The organism is Microcoleus sp. F4-D5 (assembly GCF_036704885.1).
GTDB lineage: Bacteria > Cyanobacteriota > Cyanobacteriia > Cyanobacteriales > Microcoleaceae > Microcoleus.
In genome coordinates this window covers 1-26114 of record NZ_JAUBSX010000013.1, presented here as the reverse complement: position 1 = coordinate 26114, position 26114 = coordinate 1, and the positions used below count along the sequence as shown (strand labels likewise).

Annotated in this window: 20 protein-coding genes; 12 read left to right on the top strand and 8 right to left on the bottom strand. The window is 46.3% G+C overall.

From position 1 onward, the window contains the following. The first annotated feature begins 161 nt into the window (after positions 1-161). Positions 162-971, top strand: a complete 810-nt coding sequence (locus QUA80_RS08795; RefSeq protein ID WP_333423295.1) for a hypothetical protein — start codon at positions 162-164, stop codon at positions 969-971. An 84-nt stretch (positions 972-1055) separates the two neighbouring features. Here the strand turns inward: QUA80_RS08795 and QUA80_RS08790 are convergent, their stop codons facing one another. Both QUA80_RS08790 and QUA80_RS08785 read right to left on the bottom strand, forming a co-directional pair. Next, entirely contained in the window at positions 1056-1967 is a 912-nt protein-coding gene (locus QUA80_RS08790) for a sulfite exporter TauE/SafE family protein (RefSeq protein WP_333423293.1), read from the bottom strand. An 87-nt stretch (positions 1968-2054) separates the two neighbouring features. Further along, a complete protein-coding gene (locus QUA80_RS08785; protein WP_333423428.1) occupies positions 2055-2897 on the bottom strand; it encodes a pentapeptide repeat-containing protein in 843 nt (280 codons plus the stop codon). Positions 2898-3122: 225 nt separating this feature from the next. On the opposite strand from QUA80_RS08785, the gene QUA80_RS08780 reads away from it, so the two are divergent. Next, complete coding sequence (locus QUA80_RS08780; protein WP_445302223.1) at positions 3123-4361, top strand: RNA-guided endonuclease InsQ/TnpB family protein; 1239 nt, start codon at positions 3123-3125, stop codon at positions 4359-4361. A gap of 320 nt (positions 4362-4681) precedes the next feature. After that, on the top strand, positions 4682-6367 hold the full coding sequence (gene ilvD / locus QUA80_RS08775; protein WP_333423291.1) for a dihydroxy-acid dehydratase: 1686 nt from the start codon (positions 4682-4684) through the stop codon (positions 6365-6367). A 49-nt stretch (positions 6368-6416) separates the two neighbouring features. On the opposite strand, the gene QUA80_RS08770 is transcribed toward ilvD, so the two are convergent. The 3 genes from QUA80_RS08770 to QUA80_RS08760 form a co-directional block, all read right to left on the bottom strand. Then, a complete protein-coding gene (locus QUA80_RS08770) occupies positions 6417-6947 on the bottom strand; it encodes a hypothetical protein (RefSeq protein WP_333423289.1) in 531 nt (176 codons plus the stop codon). A 520-nt stretch (positions 6948-7467) separates the two neighbouring features. Beyond that, positions 7468-9399, bottom strand: coding sequence for an ATP-binding protein (locus QUA80_RS08765; RefSeq protein ID WP_333423287.1), 1932 nt, complete (start codon positions 9397-9399; stop codon positions 7468-7470). A 261-nt stretch (positions 9400-9660) separates the two neighbouring features. After that, complete coding sequence (locus QUA80_RS08760) at positions 9661-9936, bottom strand: hypothetical protein (RefSeq protein WP_333423285.1); 276 nt, start codon at positions 9934-9936, stop codon at positions 9661-9663. Positions 9937-10027: 91 nt separating this feature from the next. Between QUA80_RS08760 and QUA80_RS08755 the strand changes: the two genes are divergently transcribed. Further along, the gene (locus tag QUA80_RS08755; protein WP_333423283.1) at positions 10028-11671 is read left to right on the top strand and encodes a GTP-binding protein; all 1644 of its coding nucleotides are present in this window, start codon (positions 10028-10030) and stop codon (positions 11669-11671) included. Between the two features lie 296 nt (positions 11672-11967). On the opposite strand, the gene QUA80_RS08750 is transcribed toward QUA80_RS08755, so the two are convergent. After that, on the bottom strand, positions 11968-13101 hold the full coding sequence (locus tag QUA80_RS08750) for an adenylate/guanylate cyclase domain-containing protein (RefSeq protein WP_333423282.1): 1134 nt from the start codon (positions 13099-13101) through the stop codon (positions 11968-11970). A gap of 209 nt (positions 13102-13310) precedes the next feature. Here QUA80_RS08750 and QUA80_RS08745 point away from each other — a divergent pair, with 209 nt between their 5' ends. Together QUA80_RS08745 and QUA80_RS08740 are read left to right on the top strand one after the other, a co-directional pair. Further along, on the top strand, positions 13311-13475 hold the full coding sequence (locus tag QUA80_RS08745) for a hypothetical protein (protein WP_333423280.1): 165 nt from the start codon (positions 13311-13313) through the stop codon (positions 13473-13475). Between the two features lie 269 nt (positions 13476-13744). Further along, the gene (locus tag QUA80_RS08740) at positions 13745-14674 is read left to right on the top strand and encodes a phosphoribulokinase (RefSeq protein ID WP_333423277.1); all 930 of its coding nucleotides are present in this window, start codon (positions 13745-13747) and stop codon (positions 14672-14674) included. A 203-nt stretch (positions 14675-14877) separates the two neighbouring features. Here the strand turns inward: QUA80_RS08740 and QUA80_RS08735 are convergent, their stop codons facing one another. Continuing rightward, entirely contained in the window at positions 14878-15084 is a 207-nt protein-coding gene (locus QUA80_RS08735) for a hypothetical protein (RefSeq protein ID WP_333423275.1), read from the bottom strand. A 110-nt stretch (positions 15085-15194) separates the two neighbouring features. On the opposite strand from QUA80_RS08735, the gene QUA80_RS08730 reads away from it, so the two are divergent. The 3 genes from QUA80_RS08730 to QUA80_RS08720 all read left to right on the top strand — a co-directional run bounded on the left by QUA80_RS08730 (position 15195) and on the right by QUA80_RS08720 (position 21808). Beyond that, complete coding sequence (locus QUA80_RS08730) at positions 15195-16175, top strand: ABC transporter ATP-binding protein (RefSeq protein ID WP_333423274.1); 981 nt, start codon at positions 15195-15197, stop codon at positions 16173-16175. Positions 16176-16746: 571 nt separating this feature from the next. Further along, positions 16747-21660 carry a VgrG-related protein gene (locus tag QUA80_RS08725; RefSeq protein ID WP_333423271.1) on the top strand — a complete coding sequence of 1638 codons (4914 nt, stop codon included), beginning with the start codon at positions 16747-16749 and terminating at the stop codon, positions 21658-21660. 13 nt (positions 21661-21673) lie between these two features. Then, complete coding sequence (locus tag QUA80_RS08720; protein WP_333423269.1) at positions 21674-21808, top strand: hypothetical protein; 135 nt, start codon at positions 21674-21676, stop codon at positions 21806-21808. 3 nt (positions 21809-21811) lie between these two features. On the opposite strand, the gene QUA80_RS08715 is transcribed toward QUA80_RS08720, so the two are convergent. Continuing rightward, complete coding sequence (locus QUA80_RS08715; RefSeq protein WP_333423267.1) at positions 21812-22828, bottom strand: adenosine kinase; 1017 nt, start codon at positions 22826-22828, stop codon at positions 21812-21814. A gap of 152 nt (positions 22829-22980) precedes the next feature. Between QUA80_RS08715 and QUA80_RS08710 the strand changes: the two genes are divergently transcribed. The 3 genes from QUA80_RS08710 to QUA80_RS08700 all read left to right on the top strand — a co-directional run bounded on the left by QUA80_RS08710 (position 22981) and on the right by QUA80_RS08700 (position 25855). Beyond that, positions 22981-24540, top strand: coding sequence for an AAA family ATPase (locus QUA80_RS08710; RefSeq protein WP_333423265.1), 1560 nt, complete (start codon positions 22981-22983; stop codon positions 24538-24540). Between the two features lie 29 nt (positions 24541-24569). Then, positions 24570-24953 (top strand): hypothetical protein, encoded by a 384-nt coding sequence (locus QUA80_RS08705; RefSeq protein ID WP_333423263.1) that lies wholly within the window; start codon positions 24570-24572, stop codon positions 24951-24953. 107 nt (positions 24954-25060) lie between these two features. Continuing rightward, positions 25061-25855: a YdcF family protein gene (locus tag QUA80_RS08700; RefSeq protein ID WP_333423262.1), complete on the top strand. Its 795-nt coding sequence runs from the start codon at positions 25061-25063 to the stop codon at positions 25853-25855. Positions 25856-26114: the final 259 nt, after the last annotated feature.

Sequence of the window (26114 nt, the reverse complement as noted above, 5' to 3'; positions counted from 1 at the left end):
AAGCATTGACCCCACGGAATGAATCTGGGGTGTTGTATCCTGGATGCTTTCGGTCAATAAAAATACCACAATCAGGAAATTTTGACAAATAGCCCTGATTTATTTGCCGATCGCTTTTATCATGTCCCTATCGCCATCTATCCGACTACGACTAAAAGGCTATGCAGAAGATTGAAAAAGCATCATCATTTCCAGCTTCCAGAAGTGCCCCGAACCAGCCGGACTGGCTAGAATTGGTAGAATACGCCTCTGTTGCTGGTTCAGCTATTGGCACGATTGCTGCTGGATTGTCGGGCCAAATTGTCTACGCTGCCGCCCCCTTAACCGCAGCAATCTCGCTAAATCTCGCCAATCGCCAGCGTTTCGAGCAACAAATGCAACAAAAGGCAAATGCTGCGATTGCGGACGTACAGGCCGCAGTAGAACGTCGCTCGCAGCAAGTTCAGATACTACCTGGAGAACCTGCGGAACTCTACACCGCCGTCTCCGACTTGCAGCAGAAACTAAGCGGCTTGGAATCCGGGGCCATCGCCGAGGTACAAGCTGCGGTAGCCTCCCTCGAACGCCAAGCCCAGGCGCTTCCGGCCGACTCTCAGGAACTCTACACCATCCTGTCCGATTTGCAGCAAAAACTCCGCATTTTGGAAACTAGCGCCCTCAGAGAGCAGGATTGGGAAAATGTCAACGTCCGATTTTTATTGATGGGCGAAAAGTTAACTGAAGTTAAAACTATTACGGCCCAGTTACAGGAACGATCGAACGAAGTAGACTTGAATGAAATCCAAGGTTCTCTGAACCAATTGCAGGATTTGCTCGATCGACCCACAATAGATGCAGGGATGCTGCAAACCGAGATTGAGAATTTGCAGCAGCAAGTTTCCGAATTGCAGCGACAAAATCAAGAAATTGTCAAGCCTTATTTGCAGCGTCTGACTCGCGCCGTGAAGAAACTATCAACAAATTACTCTTAGTTATTAGTTTTTCGTAGGGTGCTGCGCGCGTGCCTTCCTGGGTTCTTTCGTAGGGTGCTGCGCGCGCACCTTACCGATTACAAATTACCCATTGCTAAATTGTTGCCAAGCTTGCCAGAAAATATAAATCGATAAGATTGCCAAGAGCGATCGAAAAGCTAAACTAACAATACGATCGGGCAATCTCGGCAAAAACCGCGTGCTCACCTGCGCGCCCAACAAACCGCCGCCCCCCAGAATCAACCCCACAACCCACAAAACATTCCCATGCGCCGCGTGTCCCGCCGTCGCCGAAATTGCCGTAATGACGATGACGCCCAAGCTGGTTTGAATAGCGGTTTTAATGCTTTCTCCTAACAGCCAAATTTGCAGGGGAACCATAATCACGCCGCCGCCTACGCCAAACAAACCCGCTAATAAACCGGCCGCACTGCCGGTAGCAATTTTAGCAAAAGTTGGATGGAAGAAAATATTTGAATTATGGGGTAATTGGTAAGTTGTACTGAGCGTAATTGTACTGACCGAAACCGAAGTAGCTGAAGTATTGGTAATTGCTGATTGAGCATTTTCCCCTTGTTCCGCTTCTGTTCCCAGTTTCCCTGGTTCTGCTTCCGCGTTCTGATTAGCTGTCAGGCGCGCGGGCAATTCAATCAAAAAAATATTCAGCCACAGCAACAACCCAAAAGTAAGTAACAGCAAGTAAGGCGGAAATATCCCCGCCAAATAAGCACCGATTTGTGCTGTGATGACGGCGGGAAATCCGATGCCTGCGACTTGACTCAAGCTGAGGTAGCCCATGCGCCAATTCTGGATGCTGCCAGAAATAGCCGTAATGACGATCGACAAACCGCTAGTAGCAACCGCTTGTACCGGGGCGTACTTGAGAGCAACCAACAAAGGTACGATCGCGGTACCGCCACCGATACCCAAAAATCCAGCTAGAATTCCGGCAAAAATTCCTGCCGCACCGAGAATCAATAATTCAGTGATAGTCATTAGTTATTAGTCAGCAGTCAGCAGTCAGCAGTTAACAGTTAACAGTTAACAGTCAGCAGTCAACAGTTAACAGTTAACAATCAAATTTTAAGAATCGTTAGTCGTGCCGTCGGGCATAATTGCCCGCCTCAAATCAGCATCGCGGAAGTTAGTTCGATTGAGATTAGCGTCAATCAAAACCGCTTCCAACAAAACAGCTCCGCTAAAATTAGACCAGCACAGCTTGGCCCGGTATAAATTAGCACCGCTCAAGTTAGCTCTTGCCAGCGTTGACCAACTCACATTAGCAACTCTCAAATTAGCATTGCTCAGATTAGCTTCGCTCAGATTAGCTCCCACCATCGTTACTTGGCGCAAGTCTGCACCAGTCAGGTTGGCCCCGCTCACCATCGCCCCGCTGAGAATTGCCTGATTCAGGTTAGCTCTTTCTAAAAGCGACTCGCTGAGGATGGCATTTGTCAGGTTTACCGCTTTGAGAGTTGACCAACTCAAATTTGCTTTCATCAAATTAATGCGAATCATGCTAGCGTCGGTTAAATTGGCCGCAAACAAATTCGCTTCGGTAAAGTTGGCTTCGGTCAAATTAGCTTCCGTCAAATTAGCCTTGGTCATGTTGACTTCTCTCGCCATTGACCCGCGCAGGTTGGCTCCCATCAGGTTAGCCCCGCTGAGATTGGCGCGGCTCAAATCAGTACCGATCAGATTTGCTTCGCTGAGATTGGCTTCCGTCATGTCCACCCCTGCCAATTTCACCTCGCGCAAGTTCGCTCCCGTCAGGTTAGCGCCTTTGAGGTTTGCGTCTTGGAAATTGGCTCTGGTAAAGTTAGCCTCGCTGAGGTTTACCCCTTTTAAGTCGGCCCCGGCGAGGTTAATTTCTCGAAAATTTCTTTCTCCGGCCGCATATTGCCTCAGAATTCGATCGGCCTCCATGTCATTCGCCTCGCAATTATTTTCAAACGTTAGAGTGATGGGTGTTACCACATCATCCCAGATAACCACGGTATTCACTCTGCACGCTGTAGTATCTGTAGAATCTTTGCACTGCTTTGGTGGCACTGCTGTGCCGCTTCCTCCGAAAAGGCCTGACAAAAAAAATGGGATACAAGCCTCCCCCTTCTAGGGGCACTTTCGGTTGGGAATCTCTCAGCGAGGTTTTTGAATAAACAGCACCGCATTTATTCAGGCTGGCTCTACAATGGTTGTATGTTAAATCTCACCTACGAGTACAAGCTCATTCCTACCGATACGCAACGCCAAACTTTCGACAAGTGGCTCAATATTTGCCGCAAGGTCTACAACTTTGCATTGCGAGAACGAAAAGATTGGGTTAATTCTCGTAAGTGTGATATCAACTCGTGCAGCATGAAGCAGGAATACATTATCCCTGCTGATGCACCGCGTCCAACCTTTGCCCGCCAATGCAAATCATTGGCCCAAGCAAAGAAGTTAATTCCTGAGTTGAAACTGCCTCACACCCATGTCTTGCAGCAGGCGTTGCGCCAACTAGAGGCAGCGTTTGTGGCAATGTGGGAACGAGGACGCGGTTTTCCTAGATTCAAAAAGCGGATGCGCTCATTTGTGTTCCCTCAATTGAATCTAGAATCCGTTAAACGGTTTGATGGTGCCGATTGGGTCAACCTACCCAAGATTGGCCCCGTAAAAATGCACCTGTCGCGTCCAATCCCTCAAGGGTTTGAGGTAAAACAAATTCGCGTTATTAAAAGGGCTTCTGGCTACTATGCCATGCTCACTTTGCAATGTGATGTCGCAGTGCCTCAAGCCTCACCTTCAGGGCATGGATTAGGGATTGATTTAGGGTTAAAACATTTTTTGGCAACTTCTGATGGGGAATTGATTGATAGGCCTCGATTCTTTGTGGATGGACAACGCAAGCTGAAATTGCTGCAACGTCAACTCAAGCGCAAGAAAAAAGGCTCTAGAAAGTTTCGTCAAATTCAACACCAAATAGCCTTGCACCACGAGTACATCTCGAACAGTCGCAAAGACTTTCATTGTAAGACCGCACATCATTTATGCAACGCAGCCCAAACAATATTTGCTGAGGACTTGAACCTCAAAGCAATGTCAGCCGGAATGATGAGCAAGCACACGCTTGATGCAGGGTTTGGTCAGTTCTTGAATATCTTGGGTCATGTTTGCTTTAAGCGAGGTGCATACTTCGCGTCTGTACACCCAAACGGAACAAGTCAAACTTGTCCCTTATGTCAAACTCACACAGGCAAAAAAGAACTATCCGAACGGGTACATAGATGTCAAACGTGCGGCTATGAAACGAATCGAGATGTGGCAGCCGCGCAAGTGGTGTTGCAGCGCGGATATACAGCGGTTGGGCAAATCGCAGTGAATTTTGGGGAGGGCAAGCTACGTAAGTAGTCCCAATGAACCAAGAATCCTCGTGCCTTCAGGCCGAGGAGTTGTCAAAAATATCAACGCTTCTGAGAAAATCAAAAATAGCGTAAAACTCTCGGCACTGGGCCGTCAGCCCCCAGCAGCAAAGACAGGACTAAGGCAAGCGTGTCACCCTTAGTAAGGTACTCTACTATCCGAAACCCTTGATAATCCGTTCATAATCGAAGTAGTAGAGCACCCTACAACTTGAGGGTTCCCATGCCCGTGGCCCTTAGTCCTCAAAGCAAAACAGCGACAGACAACAGACAACTGAACAAGAGACAACAGAGAAAGGAAATTTTAAAATGCCTGAAAATTTGAGAAGCCAAGCTGTGACTGGAGGCGTGCAGCGCGCGCCCAACCGGGCAATGCTGCGGGCAGTCGGTTTTGGTGACGGCGATTTCACTAAGCCGATTGTGGGGATTGCCAACGGGTACAGCACGATTACGCCCTGCAATATGGGATTGAACGACCTCGCTTTGCGGGCTATTGCGGGTGCAAGGGAAGCCGGGGCGATGCCGCAGATGTTCGGCACGATTACTATCAGCGACGGGATCTCGATGGGAACTGAAGGGATGAAATATTCTCTGGTGTCGAGAGATGTGATTGCTGATTCCATCGAAACTGTTTGCAACGGCCAAAGTATGGACGGGTTGCTGGCTGTCGGCGGTTGCGATAAAAATATGCCGGGGGCGATGATTGCGATCGCCCGCATGAACATTCCTGCTATTTTTGTTTACGGCGGCACGATCAAACCAGGACACCACAACGGACGCGATTTAACCGTTGTCAGCGCTTTTGAAGCAGTCGGTCAATTCAGCGCGGGCAAAATTGACGAAACAGAACTCAATGCAGTGGAACAAAAAGCTTGTCCCGGTGCGGGTTCCTGTGGGGGAATGTTCACAGCAAATACGATGTCGAGCGCTTTTGAAGTGATGGGCATGAGTTTGCCTTATTCTTCGACAATGGCTGCTGAGGATGCCGAAAAAGCTGACAGCGCTGCCGAATCTGCAAAAGTTGTGGTGGAAGCTGTCCGCAAACAGTTGTTACCGAGCCAGATTTTGACACGAGCGGCCTTTGAAAACGCGATCGCGGTAATCATGGCAATCGGCGGTTCAACCAACGCTGTGCTGCATTTATTGGCCATTTCCAACGCGATCGGCGTTGAGTTGTCCCTCGACGATTTTGAAAATATTAGAGGGAAAGTGCCGGTGCTGTGCGACCTCAAACCCAGCGGCAAATACGTAGCAACCGATTTGCACAAAGCCGGCGGCATTCCTCAAGTAATGAAAATGCTGCTAGAGCACGGTTTGCTGCACGGAGACGCGCTGACAATTACCGGTCAAACTGTTGCGGAAGTGTTGGCAGATATTCCAGCCGAACCCCGCACCGACCAAGATGTCATCCGCCCTTGGAACAACCCGCTTTACCCCCAAGGACATTTAGCAATTCTCAGGGGAAATCTGGCAACCGAAGGAGCCGTTGCTAAAATTACTGGCGTTAAAAAACCGCAAATTACCGGCCCGGCGCGGGTATTTGAATCAGAAGAAAATTGTTTGGAGGCAATTTTAGCGGGCAAAATTCAAGCCGGAGATGTGATTATCATCCGCTACGAAGGGCCCAAAGGCGGGCCGGGAATGCGCGAAATGTTAGCACCAACTTCGGCAATTATTGGCGCAGGTTTGGGCGATTCTGTAGGGTTAATTACTGACGGTCGCTTCTCTGGCGGAACTTACGGAATGGTTGTCGGTCACGTTGCACCCGAAGCACAAGTTGGCGGGACAATTGCTCTGGTAAAAGAGGGAGATTCGATTACAATTGATGCTAACAATCGCTTGTTGCAGCTTAATATTGCTGATGCAGAATTGGAGCAGCGGCGCGCTCTTTGGCAGCCTCCTAAACCTCGGTATACTAAAGGCGTTTTGGCTAAATATGCTAAGTTGGTTTCTTCTAGCAGTGTTGGTGCTGTGACTGATTTGGGTTTGGGTTAAAGTAGGAATTTTTGTAACCGCAGATATCAGCGGTTACAAAAATCCCAAATTAACTGCGCTGATTCAAAAAGCGGCCTGCCATCGAAATTGCGTCAGTAATATCTACGTCGCCGTCTCCATCTCCATCTAAAAACGCATTCAAAACTGGATTTCCGCCCTGGGTTGGATTTTGGGCGTTGCTGCCGGTTTGTAGCAAATTCAGCACCAGCGGCACCAAAACAGGTATCATCGCTTGCACTGTCGCGTTATTCAAACCGGTTCTTTGGGCGATATCGGCCACTATCTGCGTCAGTTGGCCGGCTCCGAACAAACTCTGTACTGCTTGCGGATTGGGATTTGTGCCGCTAAATTGGTTGACAACTTCTTGAGCTTGTGCGTCTCCCGACTGCGATCGCACGTCTTGCAATGCCGATCGCACGTATCCGCCCAAAACTGACATCGCCAACTGAGTCGTGCCCGCATCGACGCCCTGGTTGCCGCTCAACTGCTCTACCGCACCGAGAATGTTGCCCAACTGATTGGGACTTGCTTGTTGGTTGGGATTGTCGATCGCGCTCAAAATTTGGTCAAATAGTCCCATAATTTTCGCTCCGTACAGTTGTTTCTCAACTTTAAATTATAGCAAATCCTGTTTTTCAAGATTGCGAAAAATAGTTTTGATTTGGGTGCGATCGCTCATTGAGTCGGGTACAGACAGCCAGTCAATCAATTTGAGATTTTAGATTTTAGATTTTAGAATTGAAGCATTGACCCAGCCCAAAAACGCATACCCTGCCACGTACTCCTGTCGTGGAAAGATCAAAATTTTAGACCCTAGTTCAAGCTCCCAGATTTATCTGTGGGGTAAATCTCAAATCTCAAATCTCAAATCGACTGACCCCACGAATAAATTCGGGGGCTTATTTATCTATCGAATACATATTTTTTATTTCTGGACGGATGAATCCGGGGCTTGTATCCTGGATGCTTTCGGTCAGTAACCAATCCAATACCATTTTAGATTTTAGATTTTTATATGTGGAATGAATTCTGACATTCAGAGTGGCGAGCTTGCTTGCAGTTGGATTCTTTTTTGAAACAGGGATCAAAACGAATAATTTTTAATTCTTTACAGTTCCTCTTTTTTCCGGCTTGGTTGGTAAGTTCTCGTTGCCTAGGGAATTATATTCACGAGCAATTTGAGGTTGTAAGAGCCTATTTTGCATTGAATCCTCCTGCTTAATCGGCAGGGCGATCGTAAATTCCGTCCCCGTTCCCACCTCCGACCAAAAGTTAATCGTCCCGCCGTGTTTCTTGACAATAATTTCGCGACCGATTGCCAATCCCAAACCAGTACCTACACCTCTCGGTTTAGTTGTAAAGAATGTTTCAAACATTTTTTCTTGACTTTCTGGCGCTATTCCCGTACCGTTATCGGAAATTCGCACTACCACTGAGTCGTCGTCTAAGTATTCTGTAGCGATCGCAATCCTGGGCAAAAAACTCGGTGCTTCCTGTTTGATTGACTCCGAAGCCGATTGTTTTTTCGCCTCTTCAAAACTTATTTTCTCACTTTTTGCTTTCTCTTCCACAGCATCTAGTGCATTGTTCAAAATGTTCACAAATACCTGGTAAAGCAAACCCATATATCCTTCAACCTTCGGAATGTTCCCGTAATTTCGCACCACTTCAACGCCCTGTTTGATTCTGCTGTTGAGAATCAGCAAACTGCTGTCTATGCAGGCGTGCAAATCGACGGGATGAGGGGTCGCATCGTCGAGGCGAGAAAAATCTTTCAAACTTAAGATAATAGCTTTGGCTCTTTCAGCCCCTACTTGCATTGAGTCTAATATTTTTATCAAATCTTCTTTGAGAAAATCGATGTCTATTTCTTCGCCTTTTGCGATAACGGCAGCAGGCGCCTTGGAGATTTCTGTTTCGTAAGTGTTGAGCAAATCTAAAATATCTTCAACATAATGTCTCGCCGGAGCTATATTGGCATATATAAAATTGATTGGGTTGTTAACTTCGTGAGCAACACCGGCTAACATCCGCCCCAAAGTTGCCATTTTCTCATTTTGAAGTATGTGGCTTTCTTGTTGGGATTTCAATTCTTCTAGCAAGTTATTTACTTTCTGAATCAGTTGATTCAGCGAAGATGCCAATACTCCCACTTCATCGGTGCTGGTAACAGGTACTTGCAACTGAAAATTAGACTCTTGGGTCACTCGCTGAGCGATATTAGTTACAGCGGCGAGAGGTTTGGCGATCGCCCGACTGGTGAAGCCCGCCAGCAGTGCTGCAACGACGATCGACAGTGCCATGCTACCAAAAATTATTTGCACCCGCAGCGCCTGCGCTCGCAGCAGGGCCTCTTGCGCTGCATCTTCTTGCTCTTGGGCGCGATCGATAATTTCTGCTATATCATTGACCGCCTTATCTAGTTCCAACCCAGTTTTATCTCGATCTAAATTCGACAGCAACTTGCGTTTAACACTTTTTTGAGCGAGGTTATTTGGCAAATTACTTATTTTTTTACTGACATTTTCTAGCTGGTTAATGTATTTAGACAGTAGCGAAGCGTAATTGGTTTTAAATTCTTGTAAACCTTCTACTTCTTCCATGTCTTTCTGACTTTCAATTTCAGATATGGACAACTTCAAACTGTAGGTATTGTTTTGTAGCTGTTGGTATTTGCGGTCAAATATTTCAGGCTGTTCGATCCAGTAAATCAGCCGCTCTTGGCTGTTTTGCGTCCGCAGTAAAGCCACTTGCAACTTATTTAAAAGCCGACTTTCTCGATCGATGTGTACTTGATTGTTCGTTCTGCGATAGTAATGATTGCCCGCCAACATCCCGACAGTCGTTCCCCCAATCGCAACACAAAGAGCCAGTGCGTACCCGCGCCAGATTTTGTCGCTAATACTGAGGTTGCCAAAGGAACGGGCTATTTGAGCTAAATAATTAAGCTTTGGTGGCTGGCTGTCTTTAATGTTATGCTCGCAAGAGGTAGGGAGTGTTTGTGAAGGCTGATTCAGATGTTTGAGCTGCATAGATGCTAACCTGTGAATAATTCACGCACTGACAATTCAGTCTAACTTAACTCGCGACTGATTTGAGAGTACCGCACGGATACTTAATTTGATAACTTTTGTGAATTAGGACGCTTGACACTATACCCTAAGAAACCGGGTTTCTCGTTTCCGCTTTCGGAGCTTCCAAGACGCATTTACGTTAAGAAACCCGGTTCCTGGGTACTGAATCGGATATTTATTTTTTATAAAAAAGTATTGCTCGAATCGCGATCGAATAAATCACCGAATAAATAAGTAGGTATATGCAAATAAACCAGTCTGCGGTTCGGGCGGGTGATAAGCTGTAGCTGAGTTATCGTGCAAGCTACAATTGCAGCAAGAGGGCGATCGCACTTGTCCGTCCCGCTGGCGCTCAAACTCCGCAAACCGCGCCCGCAGACGGACAGAATCGCGATTTGCGGGCTCGCGCAGTACGATCCTCTTGTTGGCGTAGCCCCCGTAGGGACGGGCTTTCCTTCGGATCGCGAAAGCTAACGCTAACGGGCGCTTCGCCATTTTAGATTTTAGATTTTAGATTGGCAATGACTGATGACTATCGGCGTAATGTAAAAATCAAAGCATAACCCTTTTATTTGCCACTCCCCTCATGCCTTTGCCACGCCTGTTAACCTTAATTGCTGCTTTTTGCCTCGCCCTGGGGCTGATTATTGGGCTGGTGAGTTCCTTAACAGGGCTTTACAGTCAAGTTGCGTGGTCTGCTTCTCCGCTGCTGGCTAATTTGCTGATTTTCCTGATAATTGTACTTTTGGGAACCCTAATTTTTGCGCTGGTTTACTATTTTAGGCTGCTGCAACGCCCTCAGAAAGTTCAGGGAAAACGGGCGATTAATCCGAAGGTTCCTGTTGTAAAAAGTGAAGCTGCTTCGGAAAATCTCAAAGCAATCAGGCAACAAGTCGATCGCATTCAAGATGAAGTAGCGCGGCAAGCTTTGCTGTTGAGAGCTCGCGAAATTGAAGCTAGCATGGCTCGCGGCAGCATTCGAGTAGTTGTTTTCGGCACCGGTTCTGCGGGCAAAACTTCCGCTGTCAATGCGCTGGTGGGGCGGATGGCAGGACAGGTGGGCGCGCCGATGGGAACTACCGAAGTTGGCGAAACTTACACTTTGAAATTGAAAGGAATAGATCGAGAATTAGCAATTACTGATACCCCAGGCATCTTGGAAGCGGGAGTAGCGGGAACTTACAGAGAGGAGTTAGCGAGGCAGTTGGCGGCGAGGGCAGATTTGATCTTATTTGTTTTGGACGGCGATTTGCGAAAATCCGAGTACGAACCGCTGCGGACTTTGGCGGAAATTGGCAAAAGGTCGATCGTGGTTTTTAATAAAGTTGACCTTTATCCCGATACCGACAGAGATGAAATTCTCACTAGGCTGCAGCAGCGAGTCAAAGGTTTTGTATCAGCAATGGATGTAGTCGCCATTAGCGCCAATCCGCAAAAAGTTGTACTAGAAGACGGCACAATTTTTCAGCCAGACCCGGATATTATGCCATTAATTCGGCGCGTCGCTGCGATTTTGCGAGCCGAAGGCGAAGACTTAATTGCAGACAATATTTTGCTGCAATCTCAGCACTTGGGAGACCAAGCGCGCAAGTTAATTGACGCTCAAAGAAGGCGGCAAGCTGATAAAGCAGTAGAGCGATTTCAGTGGATCGGAGCTGGAGTAATTGCTGTAACGCCTTTGCCTGTTGTGGATTTGTTAGCGACAGCAGCAGTTAACGCTCAAATGGTAGTAGAAATTGCCAAGATTTACGGCTGCGAATTAAATATCGATCGCGCGAAAGAATTGGCATTGTCTCTAGCAAAAACCCTGGCAAGTTTGGGAATAGTTGAAGGTGTGGTTCAAGTAGTGTCAAGGGCGTTGCAGTTAAGCGTAGCTGGGTTTGTACTTGGCAAAGCAATTCAAGCAGTCAGTGCCGCTTATTTAACTAGAATTGCCGGTAAAAGTTTTATTGAATATTTCCGCCACGACCAAGATTGGGGCGACGGCGGCATCGCCGAAGTCGTGCAAAGGCAGTTTCAGTTAAATCGGAAAGACGAGTTTGTCAAAGCATTTGTCAAAGATGCGATCGCCCGGGTTGTTGAACCTCTGAACATTTATCAGCAGGAATCGGAACCAGAATTAGAAATGTCAGCCGAATTGGAATCAGAAATAGAACCAGAACCTTTGTATCAGCGACCGCAATACGACGATTGGGAAACTTACAGCAACAAACGAAACGACGAGTGGTAATTAGTCATCAGTCATTGGTCATTAGTCGTCAGTCATTGTATCATGTCCGCTTCAACAAATGTCAATCCTGTCGGGGCGCATTTCACCAAGAATCTTTATTCATAGGAATTACACTCATAAATCGGGTTTCTCTGAAAAATTTAGGTCGATTTAATAGTTTTGGATGCACTTGCGACCTCATAAACCCGGTTTCTTCGTAAATTTTTCGTTACGAATCGCAAAATTTCGTAGAAACCGAGTTGTTCACCCCCAATGCGTAAGTTCTGTTTAATTGGATATGAGCTAATAACTAATGACTAATTTCGCCCCAGCAACAAATAAACCATCATTTCTCCCTTACCTTTTATCTCAACAGCACCGCGCATTTTAAACAAAAATTTATCTTTTAAACGATTGTAAACCGCAGGAGTCACTTGAATTTCTCCCGGAATACCGTTTGATTCCATCCGCTGAGCAACATTTACTGTATCCCCCCACAAATCGTAACTAAATTTAGTCAAGCCAATGACTCCCGCCACTACCCCACCAATATTTATCCCAATGCGGAGACTAAAGTTGTGATTGTTTTTGAGATTGAAGCTAGCGACAGTAGCTTGCATATCCAATGCCATTTCGGCGATCGCAAAAGCGTGATTTTCCTGCGGTTCGGGCAAACCGCCGACTACCATGTAAGCGTCACCCATAGTTTTGATTTTCTCCAAACCGTGCCGCAACGACAACTCGTCAAATTGACTAAAAATTTGATTCAGAACTTTCACCGTTTCTGCGGCACTTTTTTGAGAGGCAAAACTCGTAAATCCTACCAAATCTGCGAATAAAACGCTGACATCCGAAAAGCTGTCAGCAATTATGCTTTGTCCCTCCTGCAAGCGATCTGCAATGGCTTTCGGCAAAATATTTAATAGCAGTTCTTCAATTTCTTCTTTCTGCAATTTGGTTGTTTCCAACAGCAACCGCGTTTCAATTTCTGCCTGTTCGCGATAGGCGATTTCCCGGCGATACATCTTATTTTTATCTCTGAGTTGCAACTCTAGTTCCCGCAGCCGCAATTGATTTTCAACCCTAGCTACCACCTCTACGGCTTCAAAAGGTTTAGTAATGTAGTCTACCCCGCCAGCATTAAAGGCTTTCAGCTTATGAGAAACTTCTACCAAAGCACTCAAAAAAATAATGGGAATGCCCCGAGTGCGATCGCTCGCTTTCAAGAGATTGCAAACTTCATAACCATCGAGACCGGGCATCATAATATCCAGCAAAATCAAGTCAGGCTGAGTCAAAGCCACAGAATCGATCGCCACTTTGCCGTTATGTGCAAGTCGTACTTCATAGCCTTTCCTCGATAAGATCCGCTCCAGTAACGATAAATTGTTAAGATTGTCGTCAACAATTAAAATACTGCCCCTAAATTTGGGAGAATATGGTTGATTCATCGGCTTGCTACGGGCTTAGTTCAACTAGAGATTTGTTTAAATTTAGAAATTACGCACGGGTGCGTCAAAACCGATTTTTTTTCACGAAAAGATGAGTTGCAGCAGGCAAACAAGAGTAAAAAAGACAGGCTATTGAGGGCGTGATTGCGTCCTGAACTCAAATTTATACTAATTTGTCAAAATAACGAAAGCTTTGGCTAAAACTTCCTATGGCTGGTAAAGTTGGTCAGCCTCCGCCTCGATTGATTGAGTGGCAAATTTATTCACTGCTGGCTGCGGGTTTTGAAACAAAAAATATCCCACCAGTAGCACCGCTGCTGCAATTAGCACTACAAAAGAGACTGCCGGGACACTTTGTAGGGGTAACTTTCTAGAGATTGTGACAATAGCCGGATTCAAAAGTACGATCGACATCGCGGGCAGTTGAGAAATGGGCGTGATTTTTTAATCACATACTCTCTCAGTCTCAGGTGCCGCATTATATTAAGAAATATGACAATAATTTTACACATTAGATTTTACAGATTAGCGAGAGTCGGGGGACTCGACTCAAACCATCGGATCGAGCGATCGGATCGAACACAACTTTGATAAGATGTAAGATTCACAACAAAATTTGCTATTGTCCGTCGGGGTAAATACAATGAGCGATCGACCAATTATTCTCGGTATTGTCGGAGACAGCGCAGCGGGCAAAACCACCCTGACGCGGGGAATTGCCCAAGTATTGGGGCCAGAAAATGTCACTGTGATTTGCACTGACGACTATCACCGCTACGACAGAAAGCAGCGGGCCGAAATCGGGATCACAGCATTGCATCCCGACTGCAATTACCTCGACATCATGCAGCAGCACCTCAGCCTGCTGCGTACCGGACAAGCAATTCTCAAACCCATCTACAACCACACCACAGGTACATTCGACCCGCCGGAATACATCAAGCCCAGCAAATTTGTAATAGTTGAAGGTTTGTTGGGTTACGCAACCCGAACAATCCGCGATTCTTACGACGTAAAAGTGTATCTTGCTCCTCCCGAAGAATTGCGAACTCAGTGGAAAGTTAAGCGCGATATCATGAAGCGCGGTTATACGGAAGAACAGGTGCTTGCAGAAATAAAAAAACGGGAACCGGACTCTGAAGACTTCATTCGTCCTCAGCGCAAATCAGCCGACGTTGTAGTTAGTTTTTACCCGCCAGAAGCGGACAATGAATCGAATTTGAGCGTCCGTTTAGTGCTCAGACCGACAATTCCTCACCCTGATTTTACTGAAATTTTAGGTCGAGGCAGCGAGAGTTTTAAACCTGCAATTCGCTTGGGACTCGATCGGGATATGGGCAAACCTGTTGACGTTTTGGAAGTAGACTCCCACGCTACCAGCGATCAAGTAAGCGAACTGGAAATGATCTTGTGCAGCGAGTTGCCGCACCTGCGGGGATTTTGCACCGCCCAAGGCAACCCGGAAATTGGCAAACTGATCGGCACAACTGGCGAAGTCTTGCAAAGTTACCCGCTAGCTTTGACGCAGTTGCTGGTTGCATATCACATGATGAAAGCAATTCACGTGTATTAATTGAGTGATACAACTCGGCGGTTGAAACCGCTCTGCAAGTCAAACTTTCGTCGGTGGCTCGACTGAGCTTCCCGGAACGTCCCGGGCGGATTAAATAGTGGTAAGGTGCGCAATGCGCACCCTACAAATAGCAGCATTTCGCCCGTAATTTTACGTAACTAATTTATAGGCGAAATTGCTGAATTTAAATTAAATTATTTGTGTCACAATTGAGGATAAATCCTCTGTGCTGGTAAAGTCAGATTAGCATTAGCCAATTGCTGAATCGGCAGCGAGACCGGCAAATGACTTTGAGGTGCGGGCAGCATTTCGCCTCGGAAGTCGAGGATGGTGACGAGCAGCAGGTAGGCAACTGCTAAAATTATAGAAATCACCCCAGTGATAATAGCAATAATTTTTGAACGATCCATATTCAGAAATATTTAAGTGCAGCTAATATTAGTTTAACACCAAAAAGAACAATTATTACTGAACTTATGCCATAGAATATAATCAGGTGCTACTTATTTCACTTACGAAAATGGAACCTCTTATAGATGCGCCAATTCCCACCGAGATGCCCGGAGCTACCCCAGTGGTGGAAACATTTAATCTGGGGAAGTTTTACCGTACCGGTTTCTGGATGAATGAAAAAATTGAATCGCTGAAAAATTGCACTCTGACTGTCTCGGAGGGGGAAACTTTCGGGTTGTTAGGGCAAAATGGAGCGGGGAAAACTACGCTGCTGAAAACTTTGCTGGGTATAGTGCGTCCCACTTCTGGCCGGGCGCTGCTGTTGGGGAGGCCTTTGGGCGATCGCACGGTGAAGCAGCGAGTCGGCTACTTGCCAGAAAATCCCTATTTTTACGATTATCTCACTGGCTGGGAATTCTTGCAGTTTGCGGCGGGCTTATTTCAAATTCCCCCCTCGATTCAGCGGCAGCGAATCCCGAATTTGCTAGACTTAGTTGGCTTATCTCAATCGGCGGCAATTAAAAAACAGTTGCGCCAGTATTCTAAGGGAATGCTGCAACGGATCGGCATGGCTCAAGCTTTGATTAACAATCCAGATGTGGTATTTTTGGATGAGCCGATGTCTGGTTTAGATCCGATGGGACGCTATCAGATGCGGGAGATAATTTTATCGCTAAAAAATCAAGGAAAAACGATTTTTTTTAATTCGCATATATTGTCTGATGTGGAGAAGATTTGCGATCGAGTGGCAATTTTGGCGAAGGGTGAGTTAATCTGCATTGGTGCGATCGACGAACTCTTGGGTAATACTGACACTTACCGGGTTGAAGGTAGGGGAGGCCACTTGAATATCCTGAAAAAATGGATACCGGATATGGAAGTTGATAATGATTTGTGGTACGGTCATTTGCAGGGAGACCCGAAGGAGTTTCTTTCTAGTCTGAGCGGTACGGGTGGGCAGCTAATTGGGATGAATTTGGCTAAGCCTACTTTGGAAGAGTTTTTTATGCAGCAACTGCAAGAAAGAGGGATTTATTCTAGTGGTTGAATTCAATAAAATCGGCTGCTGAAACCGGGCGGTTGAAACTGCGGCTACACATACAAAGTCCGCCTTTGCGGGCTAAGAAAACGGGCTCTTCTGCCCGTTCCACAACACATCAAGCAGGACTTACGCAACACATCCAGATGCAGGGGACTCGATCGGGGGGGATTGCCCTACAAAATCCTATATTTAGAGGCTGTGCGTAAGTCCTGTCTCATTAACTGACATCTCAATTCGCCAAGCTAGTAATCGTTCAGATTGCTTGTCAACTTTGCACGCATAAAGTATCCTCAACGGATAGGAGGTAGTAACGAGCTTTCTTTCAAAAAACCTTTAACCAAAACTAATACTATATCCTGCCTACAAAGTAATGTCTGTAAAGTTTGCTTGCACCGAAAAAAGTAAGACTTAATTCCGAGAGATAGATAGCATCTTACAATCGTAGATTTTTGAAGGGGCGGATATCTGTGTTGTGGGGAGAGACCAGATTTGGGAAGCAGCCCAGATGTATTGAAAGTCGATCGCTCAATTATGCCGACTGATTAAAATACAAGTAAGTTTGTTGGCAGGGTGCAAAATGTCTGACATTCAACTCGGCATTCTCAAGGATAACTATTTCAATATCGATTTCGTTGGTAAGCTCGATCCGACAGAAATTTATAGTTTCAATCGTCCTGCAGCAGGCAGTTTCCAAGTCTTGGCGGAAGGTTTTAGCGGCGGTGTGAAAATGGAACTGCTCGACAGCCAAGGAAAGCAGATCGAAACTATCTCAACTAGCGGCAAAAAGCCCGGAACTCTCAGTGCCGATAATTTGGTTGCTGGAGACTATACTCTCAAAGTTTCTCCCATATCCTCCGACACAAACTATCAGATTAGTCTGGCCGTAAATGACAAAGTTGACCCGCTCACGGGTTTGAAGGTTGACTCCGGTTTTTTTACGCCCGATCGCACTGGTGAAGTAGGCTTTGATTTCCTGTATGATGGCGGCGGATACAAAGGTCAACTAGCCATATTTAACTTGCAGGGAATGGATAAATTTACTCCAGGCTCTGAAGAATTTATCAAGGAAGCTGCAAGAAGAGCTTTGACTAATTCTGTGTTGGGTCACGTCGTAATTTCCGATATTACAGAAGGCACAGATCCTCAATTCAGGGGCACTTTAGGAAAGGTAAATCTGAACGCCGGAACTTACAAAGGTGTGAAGAAATTTGAGATGAATCCTGGAGAAGCATTTGCTGTAATGTTCGTGCCGGATGGCACTATTAAACAAGTATTCGATAATCCCGATATTAGCGGTAAAAATCGCCCGCTGTTTTCGCTATCTAGCAGCGATGAGGATGATGCTTGGCTGTTAGGTCAAGTAGCAGATATTACTGGCGACGGTAAGGCATTCGCGATCGAAGATCAACCAATTAATCCCAAGTCAGACCATGACTACAATGATGTGATTTTCCGCTTGACGGGTGCGACGGGCAAAGCGGTATCGGTGGAAGAAGTTATCACTCCGTCTCTGGATTGGACTAAATCTGAAGGCGGTAAGAAATTAATCGATTATGTCACCTCAAAACTGCCTGATGAGCTGAAACCGCCTGCGGATACAGAACCGCCTGTCGATCCAAAACCACCTGCACCCACGCCAACACCTGCACCTGCGCCAACACCTGCGCCAACACCTGCACCTGCACCTGCACCTGCACCTGCACCTGCACCGCTACCTGTGCCTGTGCCTGCGCCAACACCTGCACCTGCACCTGCACCTGTGCCTGCACCTGCACCGCTACCTGTGCCTGCGCCAACACCTGCGCCTGCGCCAATACCTGTACCTGTGCCTGCGCCAACACCTACGCCTGCACCTGCACCGCTACCTGTGCCTGCGCCAACACCTACACCTGCACCTGCACCGCTACCTGTGCCTGCGCCAACACCTACACCTACACCTGCACCTGCACCGCTACCTGTGCCTGCGCCAACACCTACGCCAACACCTGTGCCTGCACCGCCGTCGATCGATGATACTCAGTTACCGGCTGAAACTCAACCGCCTGCTGAGCCTGAACCGTCTTTAGAACCAAAGAAGCCCAGCCTGCCTTTAATCGGGATTATCGATAGTGGTTTTGCGGCGAACAATCCAGATCTTGACTACTCTAAGGTGACACTGGGGCGCGATCGCATTGACGGTGACAACAACCCTTTAGTGTCGTCTGATGCAGAAAACGAACACGGCACGGCTGTTTGGAGTTTGATTGGCGCTCGCGCAGGTAATAATATTGGCATTGACGGTATTAACGATCGCGCTCCTGTTTGGCTGGGACGCGCCAGCGGTTCCGGGCAGTGGGACTTGTCGCTGACAGATTTTGTGCGTGAAGCCAAGGCACAGGGGCAGCGGAATCCTATTGTCAACCTCAGCCTAGACTTAACTCAAGTTAACCCCGACGGCAGGGTGACGACGCGCTACGAATTGACGCCCAGAGAGCGGGCTGCTTTAGAATATGCTCGTCAGAATGGAGTGCTGGTGGTGGTTGCTGCTGGGAACGACGGCGGTGTGATGTCGGTTTTGGGTCAAGCTTCTCAGGAGTTTGACAATATTATGACAGTTGGGGCGTTTGACGGAGTGCGCCGATCGTCCTATTCCAGTTACGGGTATGGTTTGGATGCTGTAGTTGCCGAGGGGGAGAACGATTTAGATGCGCTGACGGGAACTTCTTTTGCAGCAGCGAAAGCGACTGGGATGGCGTCTGTGGTGTGGGAAAGCAATCCAGAGTTGAGCGATCGGCAAGTAATTGATATTCTCAAGCAAAGTGCGATCGATGTAAATTTACCCGGCTGGGATCGGAAAACCGGTTTTGGATTGTTGGATTTAGATAAAGCCGTGCAGTTAGCGAAGGAAACTGCACCGCAACAAAGCACTCGCGCCGAATTTGCCACACCTGAAACTTGGGGTTACGAAGGGCTCGTAAAACCGATGGAACGAGCTACCGCGCAACAATTTAACGGCAAATCCTACGACTGGCAATCTTACACGATTAAAACCGGGGATACTCTCAGCGAAATTGCCAAAGAAACAATGGGCAGCGCCGCTCCCGATTACTATAAATTCATTGCCAAACACAATAAGATTGACAATCCCAATTTAATCTATGTAGGGCAAAAAATCGAGATTCCAAAAGAAGTAGCGGCATCTGATGGCGGTGACAATTCGATCGACAAGCCAGAGCCACAGTCACCGAATTCAATCTCGATCGGCGGTCACAATATTGCTGGCAAATTCTATCCGGTTTACGAAAAATATCAAAGTACGATCGGCAAACCTATTTCAGATGTTACCAACTATTCAGGTAATGTCAGCTATCAACTATTTGAGCGCGGCTCCATTGTCACCAGTCCCAAAGGAACTTTTCCAATTTACGGTGCGATCCGCCAAGAATACTTGAAAACAGGCGGATTGGATGGTAGGTTGGGAGTTCCCAAGAGCGGGGAGATCGATCGGGGCAACGGTAACAAGATTCAATACTTTGAAGGCGGTCACATCTATTGGAATGGCAACAAGGCGACGGCTTACCAAGAGCCTGGTAAACCGTCCAATCCTGGCGACAGCAATTCTGGAGGAAATAGCAACGGCAGCAATAAGTCTGACTGTTATGAATTGGGTTCTCTTTCTGAGAAATATGAAACAGGAAACCGAGGCCCTGGTACCATTGGCGACGATCCGACTGGCGGTAAGTCCTATGGAACTTATCAGCTAGCAACTAAACCCGGATCGTTAGCTGGTTTTCTCAATTCAGAAATAGCTAGCAAATGGAGTTTTGAACTTAAATCGCTAACTTTCGGTAGTGAAGCATTTGATAATAAATGGCAGGAAATTGCCTCGAAAGATACTGAAGAGTTTAGTGCAGCTCAACATGAGTATATCAAAATCACTCATTACGATCCTCTAGCAAATAAGCTGATGAAGACTCTCGACTTAGATGTTAATAAACACTCTAAGGCACTGCAAAATGTTATTTGGTCTACTGCTGTGCAACACGGAGCAAATACCAAACTCGTGAATAATGCCTTGAAAGGCAAAAATCTTTCCCAAATGTCTGAAAGTGAACTAATCAACGCTATCTATGCCGAACGAAGCAAGAAAGATAGTGCGGGAAATTTAGTGTACTTTTCCAGCAGTCCTCGAAGCATTCAAAAGAGTGTAGCTAACAGGTTTGTTGACGAGCGATCGGATGCTTTAGCTATGTTACAAAACCCGTGTTCTGGCGACACTAACTCCGGAGAAAGTACCAACGGCGGTACAAAACCTGCACAGCCGGGAAATAGTGGCAACGACTCAGATAAAGACAAGCCCGATCGACCCAGCGATTCCGAACCACCCGATCGAGATAACAAACCAGTCCCCACTAAAACGCTCTCAAAAGAACTCAATTTTGCCTTAACCGACCAAAGTTTGTGGGGCGGAGGGGAAGTATTTAACCCCAGCCTCAATGTATCTGGGGGCCCCAAATTTGACACAGAAGTCAGTCTGGGATTTTTGGGGAAACCCTTCGCTAAAGGTGGTCTTGAATACAAATTTCAAGCATTTTTGAGTCCGGGTACATTTGATGTTGACTTCCCTGGTTTATTCGATATTAGCTATCCGGGAGAAGTTAAAGCAGGTAGCTCAGTTGCTGTTAGCTTTAAGTCTAACTTAGGTGCAGAAGGCAGTTTGAAAACAGAACTAGGAGCCTCGTTTATGGGCGAATATAAGCTGGGACTAGAAGCCGGGATTAAAGACATTCCTTTTTTAGGTTCTCGCTCGACCAAGTTCGAGTCTGGTGCCAAGTTCGATCTCAATGAGTTTCTGTTTAAACAGTTTAATTCGCCGATCGTGCTAGATCTTGGTTTGGGGGCAACCGCTGACGAGATAAAAGACAACAAGCTCGAAGCTGATGACAACGCCTTTCAGTATGTTGATGTTATTAGCGTTCTTAAGTTTATTCCTTACACAAGACCTGTAGGTGTAGCTCTAGAAGAGTTTGGCGGACTAGAAATCAAAGCAGGAGGCAATCTCAAACAAAAGTCTATCTTGGATATTAAGGGTTTTGAAATTGACTTTGATGGCAAACAAAATGGCAACGAACTGAAACTGGGTGCTAAGGATTCTGGAGTCTTAAAGATTGACATTCCTCAAAGTTTTAGCTCTGGAGAGGTTTATAATTTTACTCCAACTGTCAAGCCGCTCGTAGAGTTTTCAACTAACTTAGGTTTGACGGGTAAAGTTGAAGCAGTCTTGGATCTCAAACAAGTGCTACTAGAGAAAATCGGCGACAAATTACCCGAAACAGTGAAGAAAAGGCTGGAGGATTTTGTGAACAACCAGGCGGCAAATAGTCTAATTCCGTTAGAAGTGAGTCGTTCGGCAGAAACACCAGAGTGGACTTTTCTATCTAAAAAATTCGATCCTTTCAGTGTGGAGAAATTTGAAGCGAAGCTACCAGAGTTGAGCGTGAAGGTGGTGTAAAGTCATTATTGGAGTGATTGACCTGCATCGCACCGATATGGCGATCGCCCTTTTTCCATCTGCGTTCATCCCCGTTCATCTGCCTTCATCTGCGGTTAAAAAAAGAGCGATCGCCCCTTATCCAAAAAAGTGCGATCGCCCCTTTTAATTCCTAACCAGAAATCACCTCACTCAAAAGATGAGCCTGAGAACCCTCAAGCCGGGGCCCGTGAATCTGCACCACCCTAGAAGCCAAGAAATTGCCCCAGCGCGCCGCTTGTACAGAACTCAAACCGTTAGTAATTCCAAACAAAACACCCCCCGCAAAAGCATCGCCAGCACCCACAGTATCGATCGCCTTTACCGGAAATCCAGCCACATCAACAATCTGTTTGTTCTCCACCACCATGCAGCCTTTATCCCCATTAGTGATAAAAGCCAAATCGGAAATCTCGCTCATTTTCCGAGCGCACTCTTCCAAAGATTCCTCCTTAAAAAAGCTCCGAACTTCATCAGCATTGCAAAAAATTACATCGCAATATTCCGAAACCACCTTGTGAAAATCATCAGCAAATCGATCGACTAAAAAGCCATCCGAAAAAGTAAAAGCCACCTTCACACCCAGACGCTTAGACTGTTCCATCGTCTCAATGCTAGCCTTTCTAGGGTCTGGAGCATCCCAAAGATAGCCCTCAACATAACTGTACTTGCAGTGAGCCAGTCGATCGACATCAATATCAGTCGCAGCCAGAGTAGTAGAAACCCCCAAATTCGTACACATCGTGCGTTCCGCATCCGGCGTAGTCAGCACTACACAAGTACCCGTAGGCCCGTTCGACTCAGCAGCAGGATGCACGTTAAAATCAATCCCCGCCGCCAGCAAATCTTGGCGGTAAAATTCCCCGTTAGTGTCCTTAGCAACCTTCCCCGAATAATACGCTTTACCGCCGCTTTGAGCCAAACCAATCATGGTATTTGCCGCCGAACCCCCCGATCGCATTTGCAGCGAATTGTGCTCTAAATCGTGCAAAATCCCCCCCTGCGTTTCCGAATTCATCAGCGTCATCCCGCCGCGATTCAGCCCGTGACCGAGTACAAATTCATCTTCTACCAATGCTAGGATGTCTACAAGGGCATTGCCTACGCCAAACACATCCACGGAACCAGATTCTTGATTATTTTCTGTCATCGCTGCTTTTTTTTACACTAACTATCAACTCTATAATAAATCGGATTAAAGTCAACATCCCCACTCCCAATCTAAAGTCCCCAACTTAAAATCTAAAATTCACAATCCAAAATCCCCAATCTAAAATCTAAAATCCAAAATCTAAAATCGCTATGACTTGTCTCCCACCTTTGATTCAGCAAATGTTGCAGCCCGGGTTTTACCCGCACGGGGTAACAGAACCAGTGCAGCTAATTCAGACTCACGCTTCCTTTGTCCTCCTGACGGGAGATTATACTTACAAAATCAAGAAACCAGTCAATTTTGGCTTTTTGGACTATTCAAGTTTGGAGAAACGGCAGCATTTTTGCAACGAAGAATTGCTGCTGAACCGACGCACAGCACCGGAAATTTATCTAGAAGTTTTGCCAATTGTTCAAATTGGGGATTCGTTTCAATTTGGCAGCAACTTACCTGCTATAACTCCGGCTGAAGTTGCTGTAGAATACGTGCTGAAGATGCGGGAGTTTCCTCAAGATTCGCTGTTGCTTAGTTTGTTGGACCGCGGACTGTTGACAGAGCAAATTATGGCAGACTTAGGGCGGGAAGTTGCCAAATTTCACAGCACAGCAATTAGTAATAGTTACATTCGCAGATTTGGCGAAGTCAGTCAGATTCGCCAAGCCATAGAGAACAATTACCTGCTTTCGCAAAAATATATCGGCGGGCCGCAGACTGAGAGACAATATCAGGAAACTAAAGATTATACTGATGCGTTTTTTGCGGAAAATCAAGAGTTATTTAACCTGCGAATTGCCAATAATAAAATTCGCGAGTGCCACGGAGATTTGCACTTGCGGAATATAGCATTGTGGCAAGATAAAATCTTGCTGTTCGACTGCATTGAATTTAACGAGCCTTTTCGCTTTGTTGATGTCATGTACGATGTGGCTTTTACAGTAATGGATTTGGAATCGCGCGGGCGCAGAGACTTGGGCAATGCTTTTCTCAATACTTACATCGAACAAACAGGGGATTGGGAAGGACTGCAACTGTTGCCTCTGTATTTGAGCCGTCAAGCTTATGTTAGAGCGAAAGTAACTTCGTTAATGCTGGACGATGCCGCTATTTCAACTGCCCAAAAAGCAGAGATTTCACAGACAGCAGCTCATTACTATAAACTGGCTTGGGAATACACACAACCCCACCGGGGAAAGTTAACCTTGATGTCGGGTTTGTCGGGTTCTGGCAAGAGTACAGCGGCTCGATATTTGGCTGGCCGCACTGGGGCAATCCACATTCGATCCGATGCAGTTCGCAAACATTTAGGCGGAATTCCTTTAAATGAACGCGGGGGGCAAGATTTGTACTCGGATGAAATGACGGCGCAGACTTACGGTAGATTGTTAGAGTTGGGGATAATGCTGGCTGACCGAGGTTGGGATGTGATTTTAGATGCCAAGTTCGATCGCCAAAACTTGAGAACGGATGCAATTAATCAGGCTCAATCCCACGGCTTGCCCCTGCAAAATATTTACTGCACCGCACCAATTGAAGTATTGCGAGAACGGCTGCAACAGCGCCGGGGCGATATTGCCGACGCGACGGCAGAACTATTGAGTTCGCAGGAAGCAGCTTTTGAACCTTTGACAGAATTAGAGCAAATTTCTGTAAACATTGTAGATACCGCGCAAGACTTAGAGGTACAATTAAACTTGATTTGTGGGGAGTAGTTGCAGAGCGATCGCCCTTGCCAATTTGATTGTCTGCTAATATTGTCAATATCTTTCTGTGTTATTACAAACACAACTTGCAGCTCATGCCAAAATTTACCGGAGACTCCAAGGGGTTTAGCCCCGCGCTGATATGGTTTGTGTTGTTTACCGTTGGGTTTCGCTTAGTAGGATGTACGCTGCCCGTGAGTCTCGGTCTTGGTGTCCTAGGCGGCGTGGCAGCCGGTTTAATTGTCGCTTGGTGGCACAACGAACTACTACTAAACCCGAATAAACGTTCCAAAGATACAACCTCGGATGCTATCGTCAATAAAGAAGTAGTGCAGACGGACGGCCATAAATATAGCAAGACTTCTAGGCGTGAAGCTGCTACATTGTTTGGCTGGTTATCAGGACCAGAGGATCGTCGCTAGCTTTAGTCATTAGTCATTTAGTTAACAGTCACGAATCATCTTCGTCCCAATACTCAATACTTCGGCTACGCGATCGTATAAGTTCCAAATGCCAAATTTCCAATTGAATGTTTGTATTTCTATCGAAATTTCTGCCGCTGTTTATTTATCCTTTGGGATTGAGTTGCCTGTTAATGATGGCAGCTTTAATCACACTTTGGAAGCGTCCGAAATGGGCGGCGGCGCCAATTGCTGTGGCTCTAATTATTTTACTCCTCGGAAGTAGCGGTTGGGTTTCAAAATCGTTAGTTCGATCGCTCGAATGGCAAAACTTACCAACCGCCGAACTCCCCCAAGCTGAAGCGATAATCGTCTTGGGCGGCGGTGTCAAAGCAGCTTTACCTCCCCGTCCTTGGATAGAATTAGCGGAAGCGGGCGATCGAATAATGTACGGTTCCCGACTTTACAAGCAAGGCAAAGCTTCCCTGTTAGTTCTCAGCGGCGGTAGAGTAGATTGGAAAGGCGGCGGGCCTCCCGAATCGGCAGACATGGCAGAAATTGCCCAAACAATGGGTGTACCGGCATCAGCAATTCTGCAAGACCCCGATTCAAATAACACTTATCAAAATGCCGTCAACGTGCGCAAAATTTTAGATGCTAAAGCTATAAAAGGGCCGGTTTTGCTAGTGACATCGGCGATGCACATGACTCGATCGCTCTTAATTTTTCAGCGTCAGGGAATAAAAGCAATTGCCGCACCAACAGACTTCCAGATAACGCAGCAGGATATCGCAGCATCCCAAAGCAATTGGCAAGCAGTCGCCTTAGATTTATTGCCGGATACCTATCATTTAAACCAGTCAACTAAAGCTTTGAAAGAATACATCGGCTTAATCGTTTATCGGCTGCGGGGATGGCTTTAACAGAATTTTAAATTTTGGATTTTAGATTGAAGAATTTAAACTAATATCAAATCCGGTTGCATCCCAATTATAGGGGCGGGTTTATATAATTTGTCTGTACTTATCAAATATCTGGGCGAACCTGCCCCTACAAAACTTCATCAGATAAACTTCCAAATCAAACGGATACGATCTAAAATCTAAAATCTAAAATCTAAAATCTAAAATCTAAAATCTAAAATCTAAAATCTAAAATCTAAAATCTAAAATCTAAAATCTA

What these genes read in the sequence shown, in the direction of transcription:
- QUA80_RS08795 (WP_333423295.1), top strand. Translation starts at nt 162, where the DNA reads ATGCAGAAGATTGAAAAAGCATCATCATTTCCAGCTTCCAGAAGTGCC.
- QUA80_RS08790 (WP_333423293.1), bottom strand. Translation starts at nt 1,967, where the DNA reads ATGACTATCACTGAATTATTGATTCTCGGTGCGGCAGGAATTTTTGCC.
- QUA80_RS08785 (WP_333423428.1), bottom strand. Translation starts at nt 2,897, where the DNA reads ATGGAGGCCGATCGAATTCTGAGGCAATATGCGGCCGGAGAAAGAAAT.
- ilvD (WP_333423291.1), top strand. Translation starts at nt 4,682, where the DNA reads ATGCCTGAAAATTTGAGAAGCCAAGCTGTGACTGGAGGCGTGCAGCGC.
- QUA80_RS08770 (WP_333423289.1), bottom strand. Translation starts at nt 6,947, where the DNA reads ATGGGACTATTTGACCAAATTTTGAGCGCGATCGACAATCCCAACCAA.
- QUA80_RS08765 (WP_333423287.1), bottom strand. Translation starts at nt 9,399, where the DNA reads ATGCAGCTCAAACATCTGAATCAGCCTTCACAAACACTCCCTACCTCT.
- QUA80_RS08760 (WP_333423285.1), bottom strand. Translation starts at nt 9,936, where the DNA reads ATGGCGAAGCGCCCGTTAGCGTTAGCTTTCGCGATCCGAAGGAAAGCC.
- QUA80_RS08755 (WP_333423283.1), top strand. Translation starts at nt 10,028, where the DNA reads ATGCCTTTGCCACGCCTGTTAACCTTAATTGCTGCTTTTTGCCTCGCC.
- QUA80_RS08750 (WP_333423282.1), bottom strand. Translation starts at nt 13,101, where the DNA reads ATGAATCAACCATATTCTCCCAAATTTAGGGGCAGTATTTTAATTGTT.
- QUA80_RS08745 (WP_333423280.1), top strand. Translation starts at nt 13,311, where the DNA reads ATGGCTGGTAAAGTTGGTCAGCCTCCGCCTCGATTGATTGAGTGGCAA.
- QUA80_RS08740 (WP_333423277.1), top strand. Translation starts at nt 13,745, where the DNA reads ATGAGCGATCGACCAATTATTCTCGGTATTGTCGGAGACAGCGCAGCG.
- QUA80_RS08735 (WP_333423275.1), bottom strand. Translation starts at nt 15,084, where the DNA reads ATGGATCGTTCAAAAATTATTGCTATTATCACTGGGGTGATTTCTATA.
- QUA80_RS08730 (WP_333423274.1), top strand. Translation starts at nt 15,195, where the DNA reads ATGGAACCTCTTATAGATGCGCCAATTCCCACCGAGATGCCCGGAGCT.
- QUA80_RS08725 (WP_333423271.1), top strand. Translation starts at nt 16,747, where the DNA reads ATGTCTGACATTCAACTCGGCATTCTCAAGGATAACTATTTCAATATC.
- QUA80_RS08715 (WP_333423267.1), bottom strand. Translation starts at nt 22,828, where the DNA reads ATGACAGAAAATAATCAAGAATCTGGTTCCGTGGATGTGTTTGGCGTA.
- QUA80_RS08710 (WP_333423265.1), top strand. Translation starts at nt 22,981, where the DNA reads ATGACTTGTCTCCCACCTTTGATTCAGCAAATGTTGCAGCCCGGGTTT.
- QUA80_RS08700 (WP_333423262.1), top strand. Translation starts at nt 25,061, where the DNA reads ATGTTTGTATTTCTATCGAAATTTCTGCCGCTGTTTATTTATCCTTTG.